Consider the following 26482-nt stretch of genomic DNA (forward strand, 5'->3'; position numbering starts at 1 on the left):
TATTCTAAGAAGTAACATAAATCATTCACGTATATTGCAATCAACATCCAAAAACGGCATATTGAAAACTCATTTATTATAATAGTTCACTAAAATGCAGTATTTTGAATCACATAAACGGATTTTCATTTCAATTTCGATCTATATCGCATCGCTTATTTCCCTGCTTGCATATGCCTATTTCAAATATCATAATCTTAATGACGATACAATATTATCTACGGTTGTTATCTTCTCTGCTTTCTCCTTCTTTTTGATACAAACCCTAATCTATCGCCAACAACTAAAAAAATCACGTTACCAAGTCACTCTAAAAACGGATGAACTGGTACAGAGCGAAGCAAAGTTAAACTCTATTTTTGAACATTCACCAGTCGGTATTTTTCATTACAATAAACACAGTGTGTTATTAAAAACTAATCGTCGTTTTGAACATATTATCGGTGCAAATAAAGATGGTTTGATTGGCTTTAACATACTAGAAAATATCCAAAATATAGATCTTTCCAAGGCAATAGAGTCGTCATTAAAAGGTCAAGTAAGTACCTTTAAAGGCGAATACATCTCGGTATCACACAACAAAAAATCCTACCTCGAAGTCAATCTAGTCCCTCTATATTCAAATACCGGTGAAATAGATGGGGGGGTTGGTGTCTGCGACGATATCACTTTACAACAACAGAATACTGCCAATCTAAAAAAATTATCACGCGTTGTTGAATGCAGCTTAGACGGTATTATGATCACCAATACTAGCGGTATTATTGAATACGTTAATCCGCATTTCACCCAAATCACAGGTTATACATCACAAGAATCTATTGGTAAAAAAGCCAATTTCTTCCGCTCAACAACAACCACAAATACCACTTATAACAAACTGTGGACTAGTATTTTACAAGGTGAAGAGTGGACTGATGAAGTACAAAACCAACGTAAAAATGGTAAATTATACTGGGCTAAAGTAACGATCATTCCAATGTCGAATACCGACGGTGAAATAACCCACTTTATTGGCATTCAAGTCGATATCACAAAATCAAGGATCATATCTAAGCAGATAACCTATCAAGCAAAACACGATATGCTAACCGACCTAATCAATCGTTATGAGTTTGAGCATCAACTTAGCGATGCAGTATGCAGTGTACAAGGTAGCCAACTTACCCATGTATTATGCTTCTTAGATTTAGACCAATTTAAAATAATTAATGATACTTGTGGCCATGCTGCTGGTGACGAGTTATTGCGTCAAATCGCAGGGTTAATCGGTGATAACCTAAAACCCAACGATACTTTAGCACGGTTAGGTGGCGACGAATTTGCAGTATTAATGCGAGATTGTCAGCTTACAGAAGCAGTAGTTGCAGCGAATGAAATATTAGACAAAGTGAAAAAATTCCAATTCATATGGAAAAAAAGTTGTTTTAGTGTGGGTGTCAGTATTGGTGTTGCAGAGATCAGCCGTGACTCAGGTAATACCAGTGAAGTACTTATTCATGCCGATTTAGCCTGCTATGCAGCGAAAGACTTAGGCCGTAACAGGGTACATACCTACCATGATAACGATGAATTGTTAACGGCTCGAGATGATGAATTTCGTTGGGTAAATGAAATCAAAGAAGCCCTCAATGAAGACCGTTTTGAACTCTACGCCCAGCCTATCGTCGCACTGCAAGACACTGCCCAGAAACCTATTTTTGAAGTATTACTGCGCATGCAAGATAAAAATGGGGCACTAATTTCGCCAGGCGTATTCTTGCCAATCGCAGAACGTTATAACTTATCTGAACCGATAGATCGTTGGGTCATAGACCGTACATTACAGTGGATGAAAGCGCATAGCCAACAACTTGATATGTTTGACCACATTAGTATTAATTTATCCGGCGCGTCACTGGGTGACAGCGACCTGCTGCAACATATCATGACAACGATAACTCAAGCCGAAGTATCACCTCAACAGATCATGTTTGAAATAACCGAAACAGCCGCGATAAGTAATCTTGCCAGTGCCACGATCTTTATTAATACGTTAAGTACTTTTGGTTGCCAATTTGCATTAGATGACTTTGGTAGTGGCTTATCTTCATTTGCCTATCTCAAAAACCTCCCCGTCAATACCCTTAAAATTGATGGCATATTTATTAAAGATATCTTAACCAACCCCATTGATGCCGCGATGGTAAAATCAATCAACGAGATAGGCCACTTAATGAAATTGAAAACCATCGCCGAATTCGTTGAAAACGATGCCATTAAACAAAAAGTAGAAGCAATTGGTATCGACTTTGCCCAGGGCTATGGCATAGGGAAACCGCAACCCATTGACAATATGCTGACCCTAAATCAATTATTATAATATTATTCAAAGTACAGGCTGAATGACAAACTTATATTGTCCCGACTCATCGCCTTATCTTGATCTTTAATCCACACATAAGATAAACCGAGAGCCATCGCCTGATCGATAAAGTACTTACCGCCGACAGTAAATGATGTTGAATCAAGATAACCATACGTATATTTGCTATTACTAAACCCATGATTAACATTAAAATCTGCTTCAAATTCAGGACTCGAAGAAATTTTCACACCAGCAATCACACTCGGATAAAAATCTGATTCTTCTGGTCGTGATATGCCATTCTCCCACGACTTAACGGTATTTTGAGTAAGATTAGCACCCGCATAAAATTCGGTCATATGACCAATATTCGTTGACGTCATTAAACCTGCGCCCAAAATCTTGGCTTTGGCTTTTACGTTCGAACTTTGTGCGATATCACCAGTTTGATGATAAAAGCCTGTAATATAGAAATCTTCAGTGACAGCACGTTCAACATTTAGCGCCCAATGCTCTGCTCGATAACTTATCTGCGCATTATTATGGCTAAATGGTTCAGCCATAAGTGTTGGTGCAACAATAAGTAACGGTATGCTTGCAAGCGTTGAAACTTTAAACATGTTTTTTCCTTTTCTATAAACAAATTAAACTTGAATTCACGTATTCAGTGTTTTGCTACACTTTTTAAAAAAAACTGAATACGTGAATTGATCGCTCAAAGTATATCGGCAAGTAGCCAAAAAATATAAGTATTTTTATAAATACGAGCTAAATTAAGCCGTGAATAACAATGATTGTAACTGTGTGAGTGACGTCACTTGATAGCTGGGTTTTATACCGTCAGGTAATACTGAGTTCTCACTGTTAAGCCAACAAGTATCAAATCCTGCATTCATCCGACCTAAAATATCAGAATGGGGATTATACCCAAACTACTTCAATATGCTATATTAGAGACTCGCTGGGATGCAGAACGAAGGTAGCTTGGGTATATAATCGCGGAACAATGACATACAACTAAACAATAAATAAAAACATCCAAAAATAAACTTGCCACAAAAGAAACACCCTGTTACTATCAGTGCAGATTTATTTAATAACAATCCTCGAAATAAAAATCAGCGATTAAAGCCTTACCTAGAAAATTCCGTAAGCCAGATTAAAAAATCCAACACATAAAGCTAAATTATTGAACAACGAAATACAGCAAATGTTGCGTGCTGTAAACACTTCTAATCAAATCAGCTATTTATAAAAGAATAAAGATAGTTAGATTTCAGAATATTATCGTTATACGGTAATGAAGCTTATTACAAATAACGCGATAGCTTTAAGCTACGCCTTTATAGTGAGTTTTATTATGACTATTATTTTTAATGGTACACAGATCCAAATTAAACAACCGGTACACTCGATTTCAGTTCACAAAAACCGAGTAGCATTTACAGATTCACAAGGTGAGAAAATAGCTCAACTTGCAACAGTAAAAGAACGCCGTAACTTTATTGATATGCTAGTAAATAGCTAATCACATCAATACCAATTCCCGATGTTTTAACTACAAAGCGTTTTAATATCGGGATATTATCCCCCACCATTTTTCATATATTCCTGCGTGTTTATCTTATCCCAACTAAAATCATGCCTATTATGATCTAATAAAAAACATCTACATCCGTTTATTGGCTCATACCGATTGCATTAAATAAATGATCATCTATTTATTGTGATTGGTATTGATCAGTGGCAACTAAATTGGAAAGAATAATTGGACGGGATTTTAGACAAAAAAAAGCCAGACTGCCAGCCTGACTTACATATAAGGAAAAGGGGGTCGGCCAAAAAGCCTGCTTCTGTATCCGTAATACACTTCTTACATTGACTTACTTTTATCACTTACTAACTTCCTTACATTTTTTCACTAACTCGTACATTTAATATACGCTATTCACTAACACTTACGTCTTCACTTACATTTTCTTACACGTATCTGTCACCTACGTTATTCACTTACATCTACGTTTTCACTTACACTTACTTCTTCACTTCACGCATCTCTCATATGCGGTCTTCACTAACACTTTCTTACACGTATATGCCACGTACAGTATTCGCTTACATTCACTTACACTTACTTACTTACTTTTACTACTTTACTTACTATATTACGGGAGGTAGATAGAAACAAATATTCCGGTCGACCTAATAACTAATATAGTACACCGTCATTTATTTGCGCTGGAATTAGCTAAAATACATTATATAAATTTAGATAGGTAGCCATGTCCATAATAATCAGATTACTGACCAGTTCGCTTTGACACATTAAATATTTGATAGTACTCTATATTGTTTTATTTTATGCTGTGCATTAAAAAATAAAACAGATTTAACGTTATTAAGGAATACGCATGTCTCAAGCGAACATTTCGATAAACCCAATCACCCAACTTGGCCGTGCAACACTCGCTTTACTCCAAGGTTTTGGTAAAGCTACACTCTTCCTCATACATAGTGTAGTACATATGTTCTCTCGTCCTTGGCAATGGAGCAGAGTGCTTGAACAACTGTATTTTATTGGTGCTAAGTCCATCATCGTTATCTGTATTACCGGACTATTTACCGGTATGGTATTAGGACTACAAGGCTATTATACCCTCTCTCAATTTGGCTCAACTAGCTTACTTGGCTCTGCGGTTGCACTTACTCTCATTCGTGAGTTAGGCCCGGTATTAACCGCTATCATGATTATCGGCCGTGCCGGTTCAGCAATGACAGCAGAAATTGGCATTATGCGTATTTCTGAACAAATTGATGCGCTTAAAACAATGACCATAGATCCAATCAGGTTCCTCGTTAGCCCGCGTATTATTGCTGCGCTGATTAGTTTTCCACTATTAACGGCTATCTTCGATACTGTGGGTATCTTTGGCGGTTATCTTACTGGGTCTCAATTATTAGGCATTAATCCCGCGACTTATTTCTATCGCGTCGAAAATAGCGTTATCATGGCCGATGTCGCTGGCGGTTTTATTAAATCAATATTTTTTTCCATAACGGTAATAATCGTCTGCTGCTATCACGGTTATTATACCCATATTCGTCGTGACAATTTTGGTGCGAAAGGTGTAGGTCTATCCACAACAACCGCAGTTGTACAAGCCAGTATCCTAGTACTTGTCATCGATTATATTTTAACGTCGTTTTTATTATAGGGATGCTATGGATACGCCACTGATTCAGCTTTGTAATGTCAGTAAATCATTCGACAACAACACAGTTTTAAATAACATTAACCTCAGTATTTTTAAGGGTGAAATAACCACGATCATAGGGAAAAGTGGTGAAGGGAAAAGCGTTTTACTCAAGCATATTATCGGCTTACTTAAGCCTGATTCAGGCACTATACTTTTTACAGGTAAGGCCTTCTCTGCTCACTCTTCGGTTGAGCAGCTTAGCTTAAAAAAGAAATTTAGTTATATGTTTCAAGATTCGGCTCTGTTTGACTCAATGACGGTATATGACAACATCGCTCTGCCCTTACAAGAAGCTAGTCAATTAACTAAAACAGAGATACAACAACGTGTTAAAATACGCATGACACAACTCGACATAATCGGTACTGAGCAGCAATATCCCGGACAACTATCGGGTGGTATGCGCAAAAGGGTCGCGCTAGCCCGAGCTCTGGTGACAGATCCTGAAATTATCTTATTTGATGAACCGACCACGGGATTAGATCCGATACGTAAAAAAGCGGTTCATCAGATGATTGCAAACTATCAACGTAAACTTGGTTTTACTGGGGTCATTGTCAGTCATGAAATCCCTGAGATATTTAGTATTTCTCAGCGTATTGCATTACTTAATAAAGGTGACATTATTTTTCAAGGTACTCCAGAACAGCTTAACAATGATGACAATCCCGTTATTTCAGCATTTATTCACGGGCATGAGTCCTCACTACTCGATATCGATTAACGTAATAAATTGGAACCATTATGAAAAAATCATCCATTGAAACTTCTGTCGGTATATTTGTACTAATCGGTATACTGTGTGTCGGTTACCTGACGATTAAACTCGGGAAAATGGAGTTACTCAGCGATAACTATTATAGCGTGTATGCCGATTTCAATTCTGCTACTGGCCTAAAAGGTGGGGCAAATGTGGAAATGGCGGGCGTTAAGATCGGTCAAATTGATAATATTGTATTGTTGCCAAATATTAAAATTGCCCGGGTAAAACTAAATATAGACAAAGAGATAACCCTCTCTGTCGATGTTATTGCATCCGTTAAAACAGCAGGATTACTCGGCGATAGATACCTGTCTCTTACCCCAGGTGGGAGTGATGAATATCTAGAAGCAGGTGATAGTATTGAAGAAACAGAGTCCGCGCTTGATATTGAAGATCTCATCAGTAAATATGTATTTAGTAGTGAAGGGGAATAATCACTTCACAAGCGTTACGCTATATTCGAACTTTGCATTATGAGGCATTCTATGAAAAAATTTATTACGTTATGTATTGCAACACTTTTACTCTTAACGACAGCAGTTAATGCGAATACCCATAACATTAACCAAGCGACTGCATTGATTGACAGTGCGATGCAAGAATCTTTAAGCATAATTAATGATCCCACGCTGACAACTGTAATCAAACGTAAAAAACTCTGGCCTATTGTGATAAGTTATTTTGATTTCATCTTGATTTCGGAGTTAACGCTGGGTAAATTTTCTGCTGGTGCAACAAGTCCGCTGGGTGATTACAGCAATCGTCGTTTTACGGACAAGCAGCAAGCCGAGTTTATTAATGCATTTACAATTCACTTGGGTAACTTGTATTTAGACAAACTCAATAACAACAACCAGTTATCGGTACAACTGACCCGAACATCAGCAATGAAACCAATACGTAAGATGCAACGAGCACGTGTAAACAGCTTAATTAACAATAAAACTACCATCGATTACTCATTAAGACTAAAGAATGATGAATGGCGTATCTATGACATTAAAGTTGAAGGTCGAAGTCTGATTAGTTCATTTCGTAAAGAGTACTCGGCAATTTTATTAAAAAATACACCGGATGAATTATTAGCACTGTTGAATGAAAAAAACTTAGCACATTCGGGGAATAATGCCAAACAATAATAAATCACTGTCTTCAGCTAAGGTGGTGCTATCGTTGCTCATTTTAGTGATGAGTGGTGGTGCCAATTCGAAAAATAGTGATGCATCTTATTCAGTCGCCTCGGTTTCATCCTCAGCGTCAGTATTTATTGACGACGATGGACTATTCGATGAAGATGATGATGACTTATTCAGTGATGATAGCCCTATTGAACCGGCACCACAGACTGGAATATCAGACCCTTTTTATTACTTCAATAAAGCCATGTTTCATGTCAATGATAAGCTATATTTCTGGGTACTACGTCCGACTGCATTAGGTTACAAAGCGATTACACCGCTGTTTTTTCGTGTCGGTGTGACCAATTTTTTTCACAATATCACTATGCCGATACGCTTTATCAGTAGCTTAATGCAAGGAGATTTGGCGTCGACAGGCACTGAATTGGGACGCTTTGCAGTAAATTCTACGGTTGGTATACTCGGTGTTATGGACCCTGCAGCACATTACTTGGATTGGCAAACAAATGACCAAGACATGGGGCTGACATTAGGAAAATATGGGATTGGCAATGGTCCCTATATTGTTTGGCCAGTATTTGGCCCTTCAACCTTAAGGGATACTATTGGACGTAGTACCGACTATTTTCTGAGTCCACTGACCTATTTACAACCCGATAAGTTGTCAATCACGGTACAAGCAGTCGATAAAGTAAATACGACATACTTTAGCCTCGGCGATTACGAAACCTTCAAACAAGCCTACATCGATCCTTACGAGCGCATGAAAGAGTTTTATATCGAAAACCGTGCAGATCTCGTTGCGGAAGACTAGTGATAGGTTTAATAATGAGTAAGTTTAATGGCTTGAAAAAAACGTGATCTTACAATTTCAATTCGCGACAACAAGTCATTCACTTCTTTGCGTCCAATATCTGCCCCTCGTACATTTTCCAGCGCTTTATTATTATAATCGAGTTCATCATCATGTAAGCAGTTATCACTGATCAACTGCCAGAATTGCTTTACCTTATTAAACTTACTCTCTAAACTTTCCACCTCAATATTGAGCTGATCTAACTCTTCAATGGATGATTTTGCCACTCGAAACCGTTGCTCACCCTTACCGACTTCAGATAAATTGACTTTATCCAACAGTACATTATAGCGGTCGATGTGATTATTTAGTAAATCAATATTATGCGTATAAAGCTGATAAGCATCCTGCCAATTTTTACCACTGCAATAACTGGCCTGCGCAGTCGAGGTCAGTAGGCATAAGATCATTAATACACTATATTTCATCATCCCCCCCACGATTATGACGCATAATTATCAGCAACAATAACATCTAATTCGATTAAAAGTGCAGACAAATTGTACTGTTCACCACATTTATTCTTTTCCCTGATATAATTAATCTATGTTATGAATTATTCCGTTATTCCTTAAAGGGTAAAAATGAAAAAAACGTTTATATTAAACCATCCAAAAATTGCTCCTGCGCGCCAAATTGATTCGATTAAAAGCGAGATCAGAAAATACATTAAAAGAGAACGCAACAAGGTTTTACCTAAAGGCGTGGACTACTGGGACTTTGATTGTAAGTATGGTGCAACAGAACAAGAAGCGCAGGTTATTCACTTATCTGAAATCAATAAATCAATTGATAGTGGCGACCTAAGCAAAGATGCATCTTTCTATATCGAAGTGTTGGTAAAAGATGGCATTCGCGTGATCAGTGAAGAAGACGAAGATTTAGATTACGGCGAAGAATAATAATATCAGCAGGGAGTCTCGATACTCTCTGCTGATATTACCTATTACCGCAGTACAATCCCCCATCCCTGCTCATTCAAGTTAAACGTTTGCTTAACCTGCTAGCAAAGTAACACCGCTTAGTCATAACGGCCGTTGTGGTTATATTTTACTAACCGAATGCAAAACTACTGTTTGCGAGCGTTACCTGATAACATGGCGACCTAATTCATGCAGACCTCTGCAAACATGTTGAAAAAATAAATGAAGTTACACAAGATTGATGCTGTAGATTGGTTAAAAACCCTCCCGAATGAAAGCGTGGATCTAGTTATCACAGACCCACCTTATGAATCCTTAGAAAAACACCGTAAAATAGGTACCACAACCCGCTTAACAAATAGTGCTGGTTCGAGTAACCAATGGTTTAGTATCTTCCCTAACAGTGATTTCCCTGCATTAATTGAACAAATTTATCGAGTACTGAAAAAAAACAGTCACTTCTATTTATTTTGCGATCAAGAAACCATGTTTGTGATTAAACCGATAGCGGAAGAGCTCGGGTTTAAATTTTGGAAACCAATTGTCTGGGACAAATGCGTCATTGGCATGGGTTACCATTATCGTGCACGTTATGAATTCATTTTATTTTTCGAAAAAGGGAAACGTAAATTACAGGATTTAGGTATGCCAGATGTATTACAAGAAAAACGTGTTTGGCGTGGCTATCCAACCGAAAAACCGGTGCCATTAATTGAAAAACTCATTACACAAAGTTCAAGTATTGATGATCTGGTTATTGATCCCTTCTTTGGTTCAGGCGCAACCTTAGTGGCAGCAGCCAATCTAGGTCGGCAATCTGAAGGCGCTGATATTGCACTGGCTGCCCATGCGTTTGTTAATAACCGCATTAAACCGGTAGAAAAGGCATCATAATGACCATTGAAATAACTAATCTGCCAGTAACAGAAATAACCTGTTCGAACTGTGAAGCATGCTGTTGCCGCTTAGAAGTGATGCTTCTTACCGATACAGGCGTACCGAAACGTTACATATCAACAGATGACTGGGGTGGTGAAGTAATGGCGCAGGGTCATGATGGTTGGTGTGCTGCACTCGATAGAGACACGTTAATGTGCAGTATCTATGAAAATAGGCCTTGGGTATGTCGCATATTTGAAATGGCATCATTCGAGTGTGAAGAAGAACGTAAAGCGCATATGTAACTATACGTAAGTATATGCTCGCAATATCTGTGGGGACACAAGCAACCCACAGATTGATATAGAACAATTATCGGTATAAATGAACTCCTCCCTATACAAAATTAGTTAGTTTTTTCTAAAAACTGGTCAGACATCACTCCTATTTTTTCCATTCTTTTAACCTATTCACAACATGGCTCTCTTTTTATTTATATCACTATCTATATTTTTAGATTTGGAGGAATATAATTAGACAAGCTGTCACATAATGAATTTCTTCATCTGTCATAGAGTTACGTATTTTACAGGGATGAGCGAATATCGCTAATAGGATACGTTGAGGGTTACAAAATGGAATTATTTAATGAATCAAACGCATTAGACCTTTACATGCAACAAGTGAATAAAACCAGTGTCTTACTTACCAAAGAACAAGAGTACGATACTGCCATTGCAGTTCATGGAGGAGACCAAAAAGCACGTCAACGTATGATCCAGTCCAACTTGCGCTTAGTGATCAACATAGCTAAACGTTATCAACATACTTCATTATCACTTGTTGATATAATTCAAGAAGGTAATACGGGCTTAATTCACGCGGTTGAAAAATTTGATGCCACCAAAGGTTTCCGCTTTTCAACTTACGCAGTGTGGTGGATTAAAAACAATATCGAACGTTTTATCATGAATCAATCCCGTACGATCCGCGTACCTATTCATATCGGTAAAACATACAAACGCATTCTAAAAAATGCCCGTGAAAAAGTACTTGATCTAAAGTGTAATAATGACTTAAAAAAAGTTGCCATAAACTTAGAACTTGAATTCGATGAAGTTGTTAATGTACTTTCTTATTACTTCACTGAGGCCAGTCTAGATAAAACAATTGCAACTAAGAATGACTCAAATACAGCATTAGTCGATCTGATTGAAGACAGCTCTATTTGTAAACCGAATGATGAAATAGAAAAAACCGATACATCTAGCTATCTAATAACAGTATTAAATCACCTATGTGATCGTGACAGAGAGATCATCGAACTCAGGTTTGGTCTTGGTAGAGAAGATCCTATGACACTTAATGCCATTGGTGAACGTCTATTTATGTCAAGAGAACGTGTACGTCAAATTATTACGGCTAGTTTACAAAAAATTAAACCCGAGTTATTAGTCAACAGCGTAAACCAACAAGACTATCTAAACTAACTAATCTGAATCGCTCCTGCCGTTAATTATATTAGCCTTTCAAAGGGCTAATATAATGTCTCAATAGCTAAAAACTATCAATTTAAAACAAACAATCGAATTAACCTTTCACCTATAATCAGGTAAATTAGTTCCTTGCTACCGCCGGAGGATATATGTACCAATTAAAAAACAATACCTTAACCAATGTCGTAAGTTGTCCAGCGACAACACCGATCAAAGACGCAGCACTGGTTGTCGAAGGCGGTGGGCAACGCGGTATTTTTACAGCGGGTATCTTAGATAGTTGGCTAGCCCATGATTTTAACCCTTTTTCATTACTTATCGGGACATCCGCAGGTGCTCAAAATTTATCAAGTTACATGACGAAGCAATCAGGACATGCTAAACGTTCGATCATGCAACTATCCAAACACCCCGATTTTTTTGATATAAAGCGCCCGCTATCCGGACGTAATACGGTGGATCTAGATTGGTATTTTGATAGAGTTAACGACCCCGAGTATCAGCTCAATATGAACTGCGCACAAGCACAATTAAAAAACCGTCAACTGCTCTTTTCAGCGACTAATATCAATGGATTCTGTCCCGCTTTTCTTGAACCAACCGCAGATAATTGGCTCACCATGCTAAAAGCATCCAGTGCGTTGCCCTATTTGTATAAGAAAGGTGTAGCGATTGGTGACGGCCACTACGTGGATGGCGGAGTGGCATTGCCGATTCCAATTCAAGAAGCTTATCATCGCGGCGCTAAAAAGATCATTGTACTGCGCACTGTCCCTGCACATCAATATGTACAATCTTCGTGGGCGCATAAACTCAAGTCTTGGGTATGCAGCTCACAGCGCTGTCCAAAAGTATTGGATATCATCACGGGTCATGAAAACGCCTACAATGAGGCGCTAGACTTTATACAGTCACCACCAGAAGATGCGCAGATAATTGAAATCGCCCCATTAAAAACGTTAGCAAGCCGTATTCTTGGTAGCAGTGATGAAGCATTAGCGGCCGATTACAACATGGGCTACGAAATGGGCACCCAATTCTTATCGAGTCATCATGCCGCGTTATTTAGCGAGCACTAACGGCCATAGCGATAAATATCCAAGTCATTGCTATCAATATCAGGTGTAACACCGCTGATAACATCAGCAAGATAACGCGCCGAGCCGCACGCCATGGTCCAACCTAACGTACCATGCCCACAGTTAGTAAATAAATTAGCCATCGGCGTTTTACCAATAATCGGCGTACCATCGGGCGTCATAGGTCGTAATCCAGTCCAAAATTCAGCTTTGCTCATATCACCAGCGTTAGGAAATAAATCGTTTATCACCATCACTATCGTGTCTTTTCGAGATTCTGTCAGGTCTAAATTATATCCAGCCAACTCTGCTGTTCCAGCAACCCGAATTCGTTGATCAAAACGCGTCATCGCCACTTTATAGGTTTCATCCATCACGGTTGATACTGGCGCTTGGCTACTATCAACAATCGGCACCGTGAGCGAATACCCTTTTACCGGATAAATAGGCATAACTAAACCTTGCGGTGACAAGATTGGTGATAATAATGCCGATGAATAACACCCCATCGCGACCACATAAGCATCTGCCGTTAACTCACCCACATTGGTGCTGACTGACTTGATTTTGTTGTCACTATGGTTAAGTTTATTAACCGTTACATCAAATTTAAACTTAACCCCCGCAGCTTGCGCTAATGCTGTTAGCTGCTGGCAGAACATATAACAGTCTCCGGTTTCATCATCCGGTAGACGTAACCCTCCGACAATTTTATCTTTAACACCTGCCAATCCAGGCTCCACAGCAATACAAGCCGCAACATCTAACTCTTCATATAACGTGCCACTATCAGCCAATATTTTAATATCTTTGGCTATTGCAGCTAACTGTGACTCATGACGGAATACTTGTAATGTACCCAGCTGCCGAGCTTCATATTGAATGTCTTGCTGCTGACGTAATTCAATCAAACAGTCTCTGCTATAGTTGGCAATGCGCAACATCCGCGCTTTATTAATCTCGTAGCTATGTTGATTACAATTGGCTAGCATTTTTGCTGCCCATAAATACAAATCGGGTGACAGTCCCGGTTTTATTTTTAACGGGGCGTGTTTTTGCGCCAGCCATTTAATTGCTTTCACCGGTATACCAGGCGCAGCCCAAGGAGATGAGTAACCATAAGAAATCTGTCCCGCATTAGCAAAACTAGTTTCTTCAGCCCCCCTTGGCTGGCGATCAATGACAGTCACATCATGCCCAGCTTGCGCCAAATACCACGCTGACGTTAACCCAATCACCCCACAACCTAATACCATGACTTCCATTTTATACCGACTATCGCTAATGAATAATCGGCTAGCATAAGAGCGTTACATTTACTTAACAATCCATAAGTATTAACATTAGCCTTTAGTAAAACTAAACGCTGCATATGCGAAGAGATCCTTGATGTTAAAAGTGAACGATAATCTATTATCTGGTTTAGCCACATTTTCAGCCACCGCTAGCTGTCATAGTTTTACGCAAGCGGCTAAAAAACTACACCTCACCACAGGCGCGATCAGCCAACAAATAAAACAGTTAGAACAAACCCTTAAATTAACCCTGTTTGAGCGCCATTCTCGCGGTATTCGTTTAACTTCCGCGGGATATCAATTACATCAAGTCGTCGCACAAAGTTTAACGGATATTGGCGATGTCATTAGCCAGTTACAACAAGTTAATCGCCATGCTGGTGAGGTGCATCTTAAACTCACCCCGTCTTTTGCATATAAATGGTTAGTCCCCCGCTTACAAGATTTCTATCAACAATACCCCAATATCAAGATCCATACCTTTGCCGAAGGTGCATTGGTGGATCATACCGATACTAATTTTGATCTGGCAATCGATTATGGCCAAAGCCCCTATCAATCGAGTGATCAAAAGATTAACGCGGAATTGTTATTGGCAGAGCAGTTATTACCCGTGATGAGCCCACAATACATGGCTAATTTTGACTGGCATCATGCTCAGAAAGTGGTGGCATCGAACGATATTAAGCAGTGTCATAATAATGAACTCTGGCAGAGTATTACGCTGTTACATGATGCGATGCCTTGGCAGCACGCGGATAAAGACGCAGAATGGCAATTTTGGTTACAGCAGATGGCGGGCACAACAACAGGAAGACAAACGCTCAGTAAACACGGTCATTATTTTAACCGTACGGATATGGCAATGGCCGCTGCCGCTGCCGGCTTAGGGGTTGCCTTAGCACGCTGTGCACTGTTTAATAGCGGGTCAACCGCCGCCGATTTAGCCAAGGAAGGGTTAGTCTCACCTTTCAGCCCTATCGATGCAAACGCTGGATACTACTTGATTCAACATCATCACTCACCTGCCATTGAGTGCTTTAAAATCTGGTTAAAACAACAAGTTTTGAGCTCGCAACAACGTAAAAAATAAACGCGAAAATAATTACCAGTAGTTTTCAGAACTAAAGTGGCCAGCGCTGCGACGTGAGTGTTTTTGATAGCCAAGTTGCTTTAACACTTCACTCGTGTCTTTAACCATACTCGGATTACCACATAAATAGAAAAAACTACGTTCAGGCTTCAATGGCACCCCGGCTACATTAACCAATTCTCCGGTTTCTAAGAACGCCGGGATCCGACCGCGTAATGTCGCTTTTCTATTTTCTCGGGACACAATCGGCACATAATGAAACTTACCCTGATACCGTTCTTCAAGTTGCTGTATTTTTTCCTGATATACTAATTCTGCCGACGTTCTTACCGCATGAACTAATATTAGGTTCTCGAAACGCTGTTGCGTCTCTGCTTCATCAAGTAGTGCTAGGAAAGGGCCAATCGCGGTGCCAGTAGACAATAACCACAGATCTTTTGTATAACGCGGGATCTCATCCAGCGTCATAAAACCGGCAGGATTTCTACCCACATACACGTCATCGCTGACTTGCAAACTATCTAATCGCGAGGATAATTGCCCATCCGGAACGGTAATAATAAGAAACTCCATCACTTGTTGACCCCGCGCCTGATTCGGAGAGTTAACAAATGAGTAAGCACGACGAACCCACTCACCAGCATTATCACGCAGTGCCAGTTTAGTAAACTGACCAGCTGTATAGCGAGAAATATCGGCGGTGATCTGCAAACTGAATTCACTATCAGTCCAGTTAATACGCCCAGTAACTTCTCCTTTAACTAGACCATGTGGTATTTCCTTCATTACCGACCTCACAAATGTATATTATTGGTGGTAACTCCCTTAACTAAGGCAACGTGCGGTATTAATTAAACTCAGTCAGAGAGTTCTATTACGTATTATCTAGCGTTAACCATACTATAGATATAAATCTAATATAGGTTAACACTAAGTCATATGTCTACTTAAATTACACCAATTTAAACTGACTCACTAGCGCTGCAAGTTGTTCATTCGCTGTCGCAAGGTTTTTGGTACTCTCCTTTGTTTCCTCGCCATTTTTACTTAATACCAGCACCATATCTTGAATCGAATGCATGTTCCGAGAGATCTCTTCCGTGACTGAATTTTGCTCTTCCGATGCAGTAGCAATTTATGCGATAACTTCCAATACCTCTGCAATCTGCTGAGTATTTTTATTCATGGTATGAATACTTGCTGATGCACTCCCCATCTCTCGAACCCACGCCATCACACTACTCGATGCATCCACGACCGAAATTTTAGAGGCCTTAGCTTCATCATTCGCACTCAAGGTATTCGATGCGGTCTGCACCGCATTTTGCGCAATAATATCGGCAGCGGTGCTCATTTCGGTAATTATTAATAAATACTCAGCTTAGCCTGAACGGGTGACGCACTGTTGGCATATATATTCGAGATGGTTTGTCTGAAAGTATTAATTTCTGTGCGTAATTAGCTTTGTTTTTATTGTTATTTTAATTATTATTTTTTTCCTGATGCTGGCTTACAGCCAATGTTAATTTTTTAACTTTAGGAAAAGAACACGCAGAATCCTTTAACGTTGATCACAACTATAAAACATTTTATATACTTTGACAGACCTCACGTTTCATATGAAAAAACACATATCCTCGGGTGCATATCAAACAGAAAGTGGTTAAATACCAACATAACCTTACTAAAATCAGTGTTTTGAACTTTATTTATCATGTGGTTAATTATCGCTTACGAGTTATAAGTTATAAGTTTACGGTATTTCCTATTTACCCCCTTGCTCCAATAATATAAACAGAGGTAATAACAAGGGGCCAATATGCTTATTAACAAACTCATCATGCTGCTGGTATGTTTATCCATATTATTGTCAGTCTTCACGAGTGGATTAACGTCATCAGCATTAGATCTCGTCGCATTTTCTTTATTGATAACCTATCTATTAAGAAAAAATAAAGACGAAAAAACGATACTGTTACATAAAAAATAAAATATAAGTCAGCGAACTAACACTGATCACGATCCAAAGTAACACACCGAGTAGTAATGGTTTGACACCTGCATCTCTTATTTTTTGCACTGTGATCCCCGCGCCGATCAAGAATAAACACATCACTAATACTTGTTTAGAGGCACTAAAAATACCTTGATATAGCGACTGGTAATCCGGCAGTACATACGCAATGAAGATGGCAAAACAATAGAATAAGATGAAAAACGGGATCGTTAATTTTTTACTGTCACCTTTAAATAGTAAGGCACTGATAAAAGCCACCGGTACGATCCACAATGCGCGCGCCAACTTTAATGTTGTCGCCGTTAATAATGCTTCATCGCCATAAGCAGAAGCGGCACCGACAACAGATGACGTATCGTGAATTGCAATCGCACTCCAAACACCAAAGGCATGTTGACTCATTTCCAATAGGTGACCAATCACAGGGAAGAGAAATAAAGCCACAGAGTTAAGAATAAATACGGTCGCTAACGCTAATGATGTTTGATCATTTTTGGCATTAATGGCGGGCGCAATAGCGGCAATCGCACTACCACCACAAATCGCCGTACCTGCAGAAATTAAATACCCGGTCTTTTTTTCAATTTTAAATGCTTTAGTCAGGATCCAGCCAAGTATTAACGTACAAAAAATCGAAGTAACGATAATGCCCAGCCCATCTTGGGTCGCGACAATCGCTTCTTCTAAGTTAATCCCAAAGCCCAAGCCAACAATAGAGTAAGCGAGGGTTTTTTTAGTTATCACGCTTAAATTAATATGTTTAGGCACTAAACCTAGTGTGGCTAGCGTAAAACCCAGCACTAACGCTACAGGTGATGAGATAAGCGGTGTTAAACATAAAAAGCCAATAACAATAAATAACAAATCTGTCTTTTGGAATGAATAATGGGCAAGTGATTTAAACATAAGGACTCTCTATTTATAAGAGTCATCAGTATAACCTGTCATCTTGGTTAAAAACATCAGAATGAAGTGAACGTGATGTTCATTTAAATTGAACATCAATGAATAATATCAATGTCATAAATCGCGATGAGGCAGGCTACGAATATAACCAATCGAGCTGAAAAACAATAACGAATAGCCTAATAATTCAGTGCCTTCTTCAACGATATCTTTGGCTAAACGAATATAATGATCAACAAGGATCGCTTTCCACAACTCTCCCATACCAAATAAGCGCGAAAAAACAAGGATGATAACTAAAGCTACAACAATACTTTGAAAATTACGATGACGCGTAAACTGAGCGAGCCCTTCTAATGTGTCACGGTTATTCCTTGATGCATACAAGCTGCATGTGACAAAAACCAATAACGCGGGGTAAAGCCAAAATCCATGCACTATCTGATCAAAAAAACTATCTAATTCACGAATCAGCATACAAGTGAAAAAACCCATGACCAGCACATGAAAATGACGATTACCTTTATCTATTTTTACTGCATAGGCAAAACTACACGCAACTGAAAAAATCAATACTTGCTGATAATACTCAGTTAAAGAGCGCTCGCCAACACCGTGTTCTAATACCATCACATCCAAAAATATAGTTAAACATACAGCCGCGACAATCAGTATTAATAAAATAAACTGTACTATTTCTTGTTGAATCGTTTTGATTGTAGGTGAAGAGGAATAATGAACTTGCATAATGAGCTCCTATTGAACTTAAATTTAGTAGCGTCCCAACGTGACTAGCATAAATCAGAGAATAAAGATGTGCAACATACTACAAATATAATTAAATACAATTAAATACATTAAAATAGCAGTGGACTGGTATATTTACCAGTCATACGCCTACCTCGTTGTTAGTGCAAAATTATCTGTAACCACGATTAAGTCAACTTTCGTAAATAGTGGGGTGCTATAGTAATAAGGTAGTTATTGACGTTTACTTTCACTCTTGAGGAAAACCTATGCTAAATGAGAATCACGCACTTATTTTTGACTTTCCAGAATTAAAACAAGATATCGTATATTTGACCCATAAAAATGAAACGTTTAGAGAAAAATCAAAACAATATCACGTGCTCGATTATGACATTCGCCAATTAGAAATGGATGGCAGTCCGACGGGTGATGAGCACATGACGCAGTTAAAATTACAACGTGCCAATTTAAAAGATGTGTTATATAAGCAACTAAAACAACACCATGACGAAGTCATAGCGGCCTCTTAAAATAACGAAGCGGATCTTATGGTTCGCTTTTTAATTCAATCAATTAAAATGTCTTATGCTGTAATTTACAATCACGTTGACGAAGAAGAAAGGAAACGCTCAATGTCACTGCCAATTTTATACTCATTACAAAACTGTCCTTACGCGATGCGCGCACGACTGGGGTTATTACTCGCCCAACAAGCCGTGATGTTACGTGCCGTGGTAATGAAAAATAAACCGGCTGCAATGCTCGCGGTATCACCGAAGGCGACAGTACCAGTATTAGTACTTGATGACGGTACTGTTATTGACGAAAGTTTAGACATTATGATTTGGGCGTTGCATCAGAGTGATCCATTAGACTTACTGCACAGAAATGAACCCGAAGCATATCCAGCCATGCTCGCCCTGATTGACATTCACGATACGGTGTTTACTTCCGCATTAAGTAAATACAAATACGCGGTACGTTACCATACCGATAATGAAGTTGAGTTACGCAGACAATGTGCGGTTTATGCAACCATGCTCGAATCGCATCTAAGCCAACATGCTTATTTAATAGGTGACAAAGTCAGTTTGGCTGATTACGCAATTTTACCGCTCATCCGTCAGTTTTCCCGTGTTGATCGCCAGTGGTATTTGCAAGCTCCCCTACCACACTTACGTAATTGGCTGAATAAACATTTACAAGATCAACGCTTTGCTAAAGCAATGGCGAAATACCCGCAGTGGTTAGAAACTAACGAAGAATTTTTATTTGGACATGCCGACTAAAAACAACAAAGGGCAAACATAATATCAATTATGTTTGCCCTTATCGTTAGTTTGAACGACAATGAAAAATTAAGCCACCTCTTTCACTACATGCACATCACTTATCTGTGTGTTCGTTTTATCTGTTTTAGCTGCAGACGATTTTGCTGATTGCTCTGCTAATTCCGCTTCTAACATCGCTTCTACATAACCTGGAGAATGTGTTGCGCCTGAAATCAAACGGTACATTGCAGGGATCACGAATAACGTAACCAAGGTCGCAAACGCCATGCCGAAGAACACCACAGTACCCACAGCAATACGACTTTCCGAACCAGCGCCAGTAGACAAGATCAATGGCATAGCACCCGCTAACGTGGTAAATGCGGTCATCAGAATCGGACGTAAACGACGGGCAGACGCATCTATAATAGCTTGTTCAATTGCTACACCACGATCACGTAGCTGATTGGCAAATTCTACAATTAAAATACCATTCTTAGTCACCATACCAATCAACATGATCATGCCAATCTGACTGTAAATATTCAGACCACCCCCCATGACATACAAGCCTAAGAAGCCACCAAACACGCCCATAGGCACAGTGAACATCACCACCATCGGATTAATAAAGCTTTCAAACTGCGCCGCTAATACTAAATAAGCCACCAGCAGCGCTAAACCAAACACAATTAAAATACTACTTTGGTTTTCTTTAAAGTCTTTTGACTCGCCAGAATAAGCAATGGAAATATCACTCGGTAATGATGCAACGGCTTGCGCATCCAAAAAGTCCAAGACTTCACCTAAGGTATAACCGTCACCTACACTACCGCTTAGGGTAATAGATTTTTGCTTATTGCTGTGCGATAAACGATTTGCCGATGCAACCTCTTCGATTGTGGTAATGGTATCTAACGTGATCAAATCACCTTTAGCACTACGAATATAAATCTGACTTAAATCGTTAACGTTATTAAAGCTATTTTCATCACCACGCAGGTAAACATCATATTCTTCCCCACGTTCGATATAACTGGTTTCACTGCGGCCACCGAGCATGATCTCTAACGTTGTTGACACTTCATCAACACTGATGCCCAGTTCGCCAGCACGTTCTTTATCGATAGTCACCACCAGCTCAGGAGTTTTCTCTGAATAGTCCAGATCGCCGCCGACTAATACGCCGGCTTCTTCTGCTTTGGCTTTCAGTAAATTCGCCCATTTCTCTAGTTCCGAATAATCAGAACCACCGAGTACAAATTGCACCGGATCACTCGATCCGCCACGGAAACCAGGCATCATAGGACGTACCATCACATCGGGAATATCTTTTAACGCTTTTGCTACCATGCCTAACGCTTCACCTGCGCTAACACTACGGTCTGCCCAGTCTTCAAGAATGATGATCACAAAGCCGGTTTGATCCCCAGCACGGCCACCAAATGCAGGTGCTTGGGTACTAAACGATTTAATAACACCTTTGCCAACCAGCGGTAATAAGCGCCTCTCAACAATATCCATATTTGCGGTCATACGGTTGAAACTGGTGCCTTCCGCACCTTTAACAAACACAAATAATACCCCGCGATCTTCTTGTGGAGACAGCTGTGATGGCACTTGTTTCATTAAAATGAAGCTCCCCACCACACAGGCGATAATAACCACAGGCGCAACCACGCGATATGCAATTGCTTTGGTGACAAGACTACGATAAGCGTTTTCTAAGCGCTGGAATAATCCTTCCATCCACACACTAAAACGACTGGTTTTTTGCTCTGATTTTAACATCTTACTGGCAAGTACAGGGGTTAGTGTCAATGCAATCAACGACGAGAAAATCACTGACATTGCGAGTAATACCGAGAACTCGGTAAATAACAGCCCCACCATACCATCCATAAACGAAATAGGCAGGAACACCATAACCAATACCATGGTGGTTGCAACTACCGCAAAGCCCACTTCTCGCGTGCCTTTATACGCCGCTAATAATGGTTTTTCACCTTGCTCAATGTGATGAAAAATATTCTCGATGACCACAATGGCGTCATCCACCACCAAACCAATGGATAAGATCAATGCCATTAAAGTAATTAAGTTAATCGAAAAACCAAAATAATAAGCGGCGATAAATGACGAAATCAAAGAGACAGGCACAGTAACGGCTGGGATCAACGTTGCACGCGCCTGACCAATAAAGATGTACAAGACTAATACCACCAAACCACCGGTGATAAATAGCGTACTATAAACCTCCGAAATAGATTGGTCGATAAACACGGTAGAATCGTAATCCACAGTCAGACTCATACCTTCGGGTAAAAAGGCTTGCATCTTATCGACTTCTGCACGTACCGCAGACGCGACATCTAAAGGATTGGCATCCGATTGCGTGACAATACCCAAGCTCAGGTTAACGATACCGTTACTTTTAAATGATGAACTCTCATTTTTAGCGCCGACATACACTTGGGCGACATCGCGTAAATACACCAGAGAACCATCACTGGTCGTGCGTACGACAAGGTATTCAAAGTCTTGTGGCTCGGCATACAAACGAGCGGTACGCACTGACATTACCGTGGTATCGTTACGTACTTCACCACCTGGATTCTCAACGTTTTCAGTTTTTAATGCATCGACAATATCACTGGTGGTAACCGCACGGCCAGCCATTAAATCAGGAAACAACTTAACGTACATGACCTGATACAATCCGCCGGATAAATCAACCGAACTCACGCCAGAGATCAAGCTAAAGCGATCTTCCAATACCCGTTGGGCATAATCGGTAAGCTGAGTACGATCCATTTCGGTGGAGTTTAAATTAATATAAACCGAGGGTTCACCACTGCCGTTATCTTTCGATACGATGGGATCATCGGCTTCATCCGGCAAGCTACGCTGCGCTTTGGCAACCGCATCCCGAATATCACTGACACCTTCGGTTAAGTTCCAGCCCAGCTCAAACGTCACCGTAATACGCGACATACCATTACGGGTAACCGATTTTACTTCATCGATACCACTAATACCGGTAATTTGATCTTCAATCACCGAGGTGATCTGGCTTTCCATAATAGAGGCCGCAGCACCATCATAACGTGTCATCACGGTGACAACAGGGCTTTCAACATCCGGCATTTCGCGTACCGCAAGTTTACTAAACGACACTGCGCCAAAAATACACAGCAATAAGCTGAGTACAATCGCAACAACCGGTCGTTTAACTGACGTATCAGACAACCACATTAGTTAGTCTCCTGTTGACCAGTCAAATCATTCACTTGCAGTCCGTTACGCATATTAACCAGACCTTGCACAACAATTCGGTCGCCAATATCGAGTCCATTTTCAATCAATACTTGGTTAACAATACGTGCACCTAAGAATACTTGAGTTCGCGTAACACGTTCATCTTCACCGACAACGTATACAAAACGTTTTGTGCCTGAGTATTCTATTGCTTGTACTGGAATGATAGGTTCGTTGATCACCGGAAAAATCACACTTGATGACATCATCATGCCTGGTTTAAGGCGGTTATCAGCATTTTCAAAATTAACGCGTACACGTAAATTTAATGTATCAGGATTAATACGAGAATCAATGGCAACGACCTCGCCTTTAAAACGCTGGTCAGCCCATGCACGACTTGTTGCCGTCACGACCATGCCCGTTGATAATTGCGATAAATAACGTTCTGGCACTGCCAGATCAAGCTGCATTATCGATAAGTCATCCAGCGTTAACAGCTCAGTACCAATTGATACCATCTTACCGCGACTAAAATCTAATAAACCAACTGTACCAGCAAAAGGTGCGGTTAAATAATGATCATCGACATTGGCTTGTGCTGCCGCTAAACGTGCTTTTGCAATAGCCACTAATGTCGTTTGTGCATACACTTCGGTTTGCGTGATAGCGTTACTTTTTACCAGCGTTGCATATTCATTTAGCTTACGTTGTTCATCAGTAAAATAAGCTTGAGCCTCAAGCAAGGCCGCTTGTGCTTTACTATCATCGAGTTGCACTAATAACTGCCCTGCTGTCACCGTTTGATTAGCAGCAATGTTGATACTATCAACCTTACCTGCAACTTCCGGTGCGACGCTGACAAATTGTACTGACTGTAACTTACCGATTAACGAAATAGATTGTGAAACTTCGTGATATTGCACGGTATCGGTATAAACAGAAACCACACGTTCTGGGCCTTTCCCCCCTTTCGCGCCTTTGGCCTGGACTGGAATGGTGTAACTAGAAAAACTAAACATCAGTGCGCTAATGATCGCAAGGGAGGTGGTACGTTTATGCATTATATCTCTTCTATAAAAATGAGCGTGTCTGCCTTCATCCATGAATAGCAAATCTACAATTTTGATACCGTATAATACCGCAAAATAGGCAGGGAAATATGGAGAAAATGAGGAGATTAGGGTCAACTAGTGTAAAGTTTGTCAAGATCAAGATGATATTATAAAAACTATTATTTAACCGTGAACATTAACGATAAAGCGCGTCAATTTCACCATTTTTAATGCGCATATTCACCCGCAATAGAGCATGTTGGGCAATTTTCAACACGTCTTTCATGCTCTCATAACAAGCTTGCTCATGCTTACCATAAGCAAAGAAATTTAACGTCACTTGATAACCCATACCGCCAGTATCCGGTTTATCACCCAACGCCAAATAGCAGGTTGGTGATTGCGACAAACCAATCGCGCCAGCGCTGAAACTCGGTTTCATCGACGATGCCATTGATTGAATATTATTCATTAACCAATGAATACTTTTGTCCTGACAATTTTCAGGAATATCGCGGAACAAGATCATTAACCGCGCACTGCATTTCTTCGCATACGGGTACTGCTGATCGGTATTATCTTCAGCGGCATTAAACACACAGTCGTTACTTTCCAATAACGAGCTGGCACCATTCACCCATTCAATTAAGCTATAAAACTGTTCAACAAAATCCCACTTTTTAAACGGTAACAGATCTTCTAATGCACTACGGATCAACTGAGGCTGTAATTTAAAATCCATATATACACTCGACTCATCCGAAACCATACTCGTCCACGGATGAGATCTTAACGCTGAGTTATCAATTTTTTTGGAAATATAAGCGTCCACAGTTGCTGCCTTTGTTGGTTAACCCCATATTACTTCAAGATATGTGGGTAAATACGGTAATGAGAATTGGATTTTAACAGTGTTCCAGCGATATATTAAAAGTTTTATCCGCTAAATTTTTGTTATCGAGTTCAATCGTCATACGCCAATTAATGCGATCAATAATACCGATGACGAACGCTTGTGGAAAGATCTAAAGCATCACCCTACAAGGACAAATTAATTACCGCTGCTCAAGCAACTTAAAAATATCGCGATATTAAACGGCTTTTGCATAAAGACAATATCAGAATGACATTCACTGCCTGCTATCTCATTTTTATCATTCGCCGACAAAATAACATATTGGGTTTGCGTATTAGCTTGAATACATTTCATTTTGGCAATTAATTCCAAGCCATTCATCTCATCTAACTGATAATCAACAATCACAACATCGGGTTCGGTATTCACCAATTGGATTAACGCAACTTTCGAGTTATTCGCGCAAACCGTATTAAACTGCTGTTCTGCCAGCATCGCGCTGCATACTTCCAGATTAAAGCTGTTATCGTCGACAATTAAAATATGCATATCACCATAATTAACGGGGCTTAACGGTTGCGATAACCTTGATGGATCAAACTGACAGGGGAAGTGCAGCATAATTTTAGTGCCTTCATCCTTCACACTGTGCAGCCTTAGCTTGCCACCAATCTGGGTCAGTAATTGGTTACAAGTATAAATCCCTAGACCAATACTCGAGACTTGTTGCTGCTTCGACTCGGTATCGACCGAAAAAGGGTTAATTAACAATTCCTTGGTTGATGCTGACATACCAAGTCCAGAGTCTTGGATCAAAATACGTAAATAATAACCCCGGATGATTGATTCCTCGTTAAACGCAGGGCGCTGGCATATATCAACATGGCAACTTACGGCCTTACCCGTACTGTACTTCAATGCATTATTGAGCATGTTAGTAATGACTTGAAATAACTTAGAGCTATCCACACTGATTGTTTTAGGTAATGTATCACTGACATGGAAATTCAGTGTTTTTCCTTCAGGCATACTCAATTTGTTATAATAATCTTTGATATTATTGAAGTATTGCAACGTATTAATCGGCGTTCTTATCTCATGATTAATACTCGATACCATCGCGACAACTTGCCCGTGAATATGCTCAACCATACAATGTAATTGTTGACGCCTTGTTATCACTTCAATCTGTGCATCAAGCTCAATAGATAAATAACGGCATATTCCTTAAGCTGATGTTTT

General features: G+C 39.8%; 28 protein-coding genes and 1 pseudogene. 16 read left to right on the forward strand and 13 right to left on the reverse strand.

Annotated elements, in window-relative coordinates; genetic code table 11:
- Nucleotides 1-94 precede the first annotated feature (94 nt).
- Nucleotides 95-2362: an EAL domain-containing protein gene (locus MORIYA_RS09200; RefSeq protein WP_112714576.1), complete on the forward strand. Its 2268-nt coding sequence runs from the start codon at nt 95-97 to the stop codon at nt 2360-2362.
- 2 nt (nt 2363-2364) lie between these two features.
- Here MORIYA_RS09200 and MORIYA_RS09205 read toward each other — a convergent pair whose 3' ends face one another.
- Together MORIYA_RS09205 and MORIYA_RS21340 are read right to left on the reverse strand one after the other, a co-directional pair.
- Nucleotides 2365-2967, reverse strand: a complete 603-nt coding sequence (locus MORIYA_RS09205) for a hypothetical protein (RefSeq protein WP_112714578.1) — start codon at nt 2965-2967, stop codon at nt 2365-2367.
- Nucleotides 2968-3120: 153 nt separating this feature from the next.
- A pseudogene (locus MORIYA_RS21340) lies at nt 3121-3276 on the reverse strand (pyrimidine 5'-nucleotidase); the annotation flags it as partial.
- Between the two features lie 431 nt (nt 3277-3707).
- On the opposite strand from MORIYA_RS21340, the gene MORIYA_RS20915 reads away from it, so the two are divergent.
- From MORIYA_RS20915 to MORIYA_RS09240, 6 genes are all read left to right on the forward strand, one after another.
- Nucleotides 3708-3875, forward strand: coding sequence for a hypothetical protein (locus MORIYA_RS20915; RefSeq protein ID WP_174216915.1), 168 nt, complete (start codon nt 3708-3710; stop codon nt 3873-3875).
- An 883-nt stretch (nt 3876-4758) separates the two neighbouring features.
- On the forward strand, nt 4759-5562 hold the full coding sequence (locus MORIYA_RS09220) for an MlaE family ABC transporter permease (protein ID WP_112714582.1): 804 nt from the start codon (nt 4759-4761) through the stop codon (nt 5560-5562).
- 7 nt (nt 5563-5569) lie between these two features.
- Nucleotides 5570-6328: an ABC transporter ATP-binding protein gene (locus MORIYA_RS09225; RefSeq protein ID WP_112714584.1), complete on the forward strand. Its 759-nt coding sequence runs from the start codon at nt 5570-5572 to the stop codon at nt 6326-6328.
- A gap of 20 nt (nt 6329-6348) precedes the next feature.
- Nucleotides 6349-6801 (forward strand): outer membrane lipid asymmetry maintenance protein MlaD, encoded by a 453-nt coding sequence (mlaD, locus tag MORIYA_RS09230; RefSeq protein ID WP_112714586.1) that lies wholly within the window; start codon nt 6349-6351, stop codon nt 6799-6801.
- Between the two features lie 51 nt (nt 6802-6852).
- Nucleotides 6853-7506, forward strand: coding sequence for an MlaC/ttg2D family ABC transporter substrate-binding protein (locus MORIYA_RS09235; RefSeq protein WP_112714588.1), 654 nt, complete (start codon nt 6853-6855; stop codon nt 7504-7506).
- Nucleotides 7493-8320, forward strand: a complete 828-nt coding sequence (locus tag MORIYA_RS09240) for an MlaA family lipoprotein (RefSeq protein WP_112714590.1) — start codon at nt 7493-7495, stop codon at nt 8318-8320. The genes MORIYA_RS09235 and MORIYA_RS09240 overlap by 14 nt, the downstream gene beginning before the upstream one ends.
- An 8-nt stretch (nt 8321-8328) precedes the next feature.
- Here the strand turns inward: MORIYA_RS09240 and MORIYA_RS09245 are convergent, their stop codons facing one another.
- Nucleotides 8329-8793 (reverse strand): hypothetical protein, encoded by a 465-nt coding sequence (locus MORIYA_RS09245; RefSeq protein WP_112714592.1) that lies wholly within the window; start codon nt 8791-8793, stop codon nt 8329-8331.
- 153 nt (nt 8794-8946) lie between these two features.
- Here MORIYA_RS09245 and MORIYA_RS09250 point away from each other — a divergent pair, with 153 nt between their 5' ends.
- The 5 genes from MORIYA_RS09250 (at nt 8947) to MORIYA_RS09270 (ending at nt 12739) form a co-directional block, all read left to right on the forward strand.
- On the forward strand, nt 8947-9264 hold the full coding sequence (locus MORIYA_RS09250; protein ID WP_112714594.1) for a DUF6172 family protein: 318 nt from the start codon (nt 8947-8949) through the stop codon (nt 9262-9264).
- A gap of 243 nt (nt 9265-9507) precedes the next feature.
- Nucleotides 9508-10179 carry a DNA-methyltransferase gene (locus MORIYA_RS09255; protein WP_112714596.1) on the forward strand — a complete coding sequence of 224 codons (672 nt, stop codon included), beginning with the start codon at nt 9508-9510 and terminating at the stop codon, nt 10177-10179.
- Nucleotides 10179-10469, forward strand: coding sequence for a YkgJ family cysteine cluster protein (locus MORIYA_RS09260; RefSeq protein ID WP_112714598.1), 291 nt, complete (start codon nt 10179-10181; stop codon nt 10467-10469). The genes MORIYA_RS09255 and MORIYA_RS09260 overlap by 1 nt, the downstream gene beginning before the upstream one ends.
- Before the next feature lie 330 nt (nt 10470-10799).
- Nucleotides 10800-11654 (forward strand): sigma-70 family RNA polymerase sigma factor, encoded by an 855-nt coding sequence (locus tag MORIYA_RS09265; RefSeq protein WP_112714600.1) that lies wholly within the window; start codon nt 10800-10802, stop codon nt 11652-11654.
- A gap of 155 nt (nt 11655-11809) precedes the next feature.
- Nucleotides 11810-12739, forward strand: a complete 930-nt coding sequence (locus MORIYA_RS09270) for a patatin-like phospholipase family protein (RefSeq protein WP_112714602.1) — start codon at nt 11810-11812, stop codon at nt 12737-12739.
- Here the strand turns inward: MORIYA_RS09270 and MORIYA_RS09275 are convergent.
- Nucleotides 12736-14004, reverse strand: a complete 1269-nt coding sequence (locus MORIYA_RS09275) for a D-amino acid dehydrogenase (protein ID WP_112714604.1) — start codon at nt 14002-14004, stop codon at nt 12736-12738. The genes MORIYA_RS09270 and MORIYA_RS09275 overlap by 4 nt on opposite strands.
- 124 nt (nt 14005-14128) lie before the next feature.
- Between MORIYA_RS09275 and MORIYA_RS09280 the strand changes: the two genes are divergently transcribed.
- Nucleotides 14129-15127, forward strand: a complete 999-nt coding sequence (locus MORIYA_RS09280; protein WP_112714606.1) for a LysR family transcriptional regulator — start codon at nt 14129-14131, stop codon at nt 15125-15127.
- 12 nt (nt 15128-15139) lie between these two features.
- Here MORIYA_RS09280 and MORIYA_RS09285 read toward each other — a convergent pair whose 3' ends face one another.
- From MORIYA_RS09285 to MORIYA_RS21715, 3 genes are all read right to left on the reverse strand, one after another.
- The gene (locus tag MORIYA_RS09285) at nt 15140-15913 is read right to left on the reverse strand and encodes a ferredoxin--NADP reductase (RefSeq protein ID WP_112714608.1); all 774 of its coding nucleotides are present in this window, start codon (nt 15911-15913) and stop codon (nt 15140-15142) included.
- Between the two features lie 166 nt (nt 15914-16079).
- Nucleotides 16080-16208 (reverse strand): hypothetical protein, encoded by a 129-nt coding sequence (locus tag MORIYA_RS21710; RefSeq protein ID WP_331838542.1) that lies wholly within the window; start codon nt 16206-16208, stop codon nt 16080-16082.
- A gap of 54 nt (nt 16209-16262) precedes the next feature.
- Entirely contained in the window at nt 16263-16481 is a 219-nt protein-coding gene (locus MORIYA_RS21715) for a hypothetical protein (RefSeq protein WP_331838543.1), read from the reverse strand.
- Nucleotides 16482-16946: 465 nt separating this feature from the next.
- On the opposite strand from MORIYA_RS21715, the gene MORIYA_RS20920 reads away from it, so the two are divergent.
- Nucleotides 16947-17117 (forward strand): hypothetical protein, encoded by a 171-nt coding sequence (locus MORIYA_RS20920; protein ID WP_174216916.1) that lies wholly within the window; start codon nt 16947-16949, stop codon nt 17115-17117.
- Here the strand turns inward: MORIYA_RS20920 and MORIYA_RS09295 are convergent.
- Together MORIYA_RS09295 and MORIYA_RS09300 are read right to left on the reverse strand one after the other, a co-directional pair.
- The gene (locus MORIYA_RS09295; protein WP_112714610.1) at nt 17103-18050 is read right to left on the reverse strand and encodes a YeiH family protein; all 948 of its coding nucleotides are present in this window, start codon (nt 18048-18050) and stop codon (nt 17103-17105) included. The two genes, MORIYA_RS20920 and MORIYA_RS09295, sit on opposite strands and share 15 nt — an antisense overlap.
- A 114-nt stretch (nt 18051-18164) precedes the next feature.
- Nucleotides 18165-18797, reverse strand: coding sequence for a hypothetical protein (locus tag MORIYA_RS09300; protein ID WP_112714612.1), 633 nt, complete (start codon nt 18795-18797; stop codon nt 18165-18167).
- A gap of 269 nt (nt 18798-19066) precedes the next feature.
- On the opposite strand from MORIYA_RS09300, the gene MORIYA_RS09305 reads away from it, so the two are divergent.
- Together MORIYA_RS09305 and MORIYA_RS09310 are read left to right on the forward strand one after the other, a co-directional pair.
- Nucleotides 19067-19330 (forward strand): YdcH family protein, encoded by a 264-nt coding sequence (locus MORIYA_RS09305; protein WP_112714614.1) that lies wholly within the window; start codon nt 19067-19069, stop codon nt 19328-19330.
- Nucleotides 19331-19432: 102 nt separating this feature from the next.
- Complete coding sequence (locus tag MORIYA_RS09310; protein ID WP_112714616.1) at nt 19433-20089, forward strand: glutathione S-transferase; 657 nt, start codon at nt 19433-19435, stop codon at nt 20087-20089.
- 69 nt (nt 20090-20158) lie between these two features.
- Here MORIYA_RS09310 and MORIYA_RS09315 read toward each other — a convergent pair whose 3' ends face one another.
- The 4 genes from MORIYA_RS09315 to MORIYA_RS09335 form a co-directional block, all read right to left on the reverse strand.
- A complete protein-coding gene (locus MORIYA_RS09315; protein ID WP_112714618.1) occupies nt 20159-23326 on the reverse strand; it encodes a multidrug efflux RND transporter permease subunit in 3168 nt (1055 codons plus the stop codon).
- The gene (locus MORIYA_RS09320) at nt 23326-24393 is read right to left on the reverse strand and encodes an efflux RND transporter periplasmic adaptor subunit (protein ID WP_112714620.1); all 1068 of its coding nucleotides are present in this window, start codon (nt 24391-24393) and stop codon (nt 23326-23328) included. Before MORIYA_RS09320 ends, MORIYA_RS09315 begins: the two co-directional genes overlap by 1 nt.
- 187 nt (nt 24394-24580) lie before the next feature.
- Nucleotides 24581-25216: a hypothetical protein gene (locus MORIYA_RS09325; protein WP_112714622.1), complete on the reverse strand. Its 636-nt coding sequence runs from the start codon at nt 25214-25216 to the stop codon at nt 24581-24583.
- Nucleotides 25217-25435: 219 nt separating this feature from the next.
- Nucleotides 25436-26422, reverse strand: a complete 987-nt coding sequence (locus MORIYA_RS09335) for an ATP-binding response regulator (RefSeq protein ID WP_232011578.1) — start codon at nt 26420-26422, stop codon at nt 25436-25438.
- Nucleotides 26423-26482: the final 60 nt, after the last annotated feature.

This window comes from Moritella yayanosii, assembly GCF_900465055.1.
Classification (GTDB): domain Bacteria; phylum Pseudomonadota; class Gammaproteobacteria; order Enterobacterales; family Moritellaceae; genus Moritella; species Moritella yayanosii.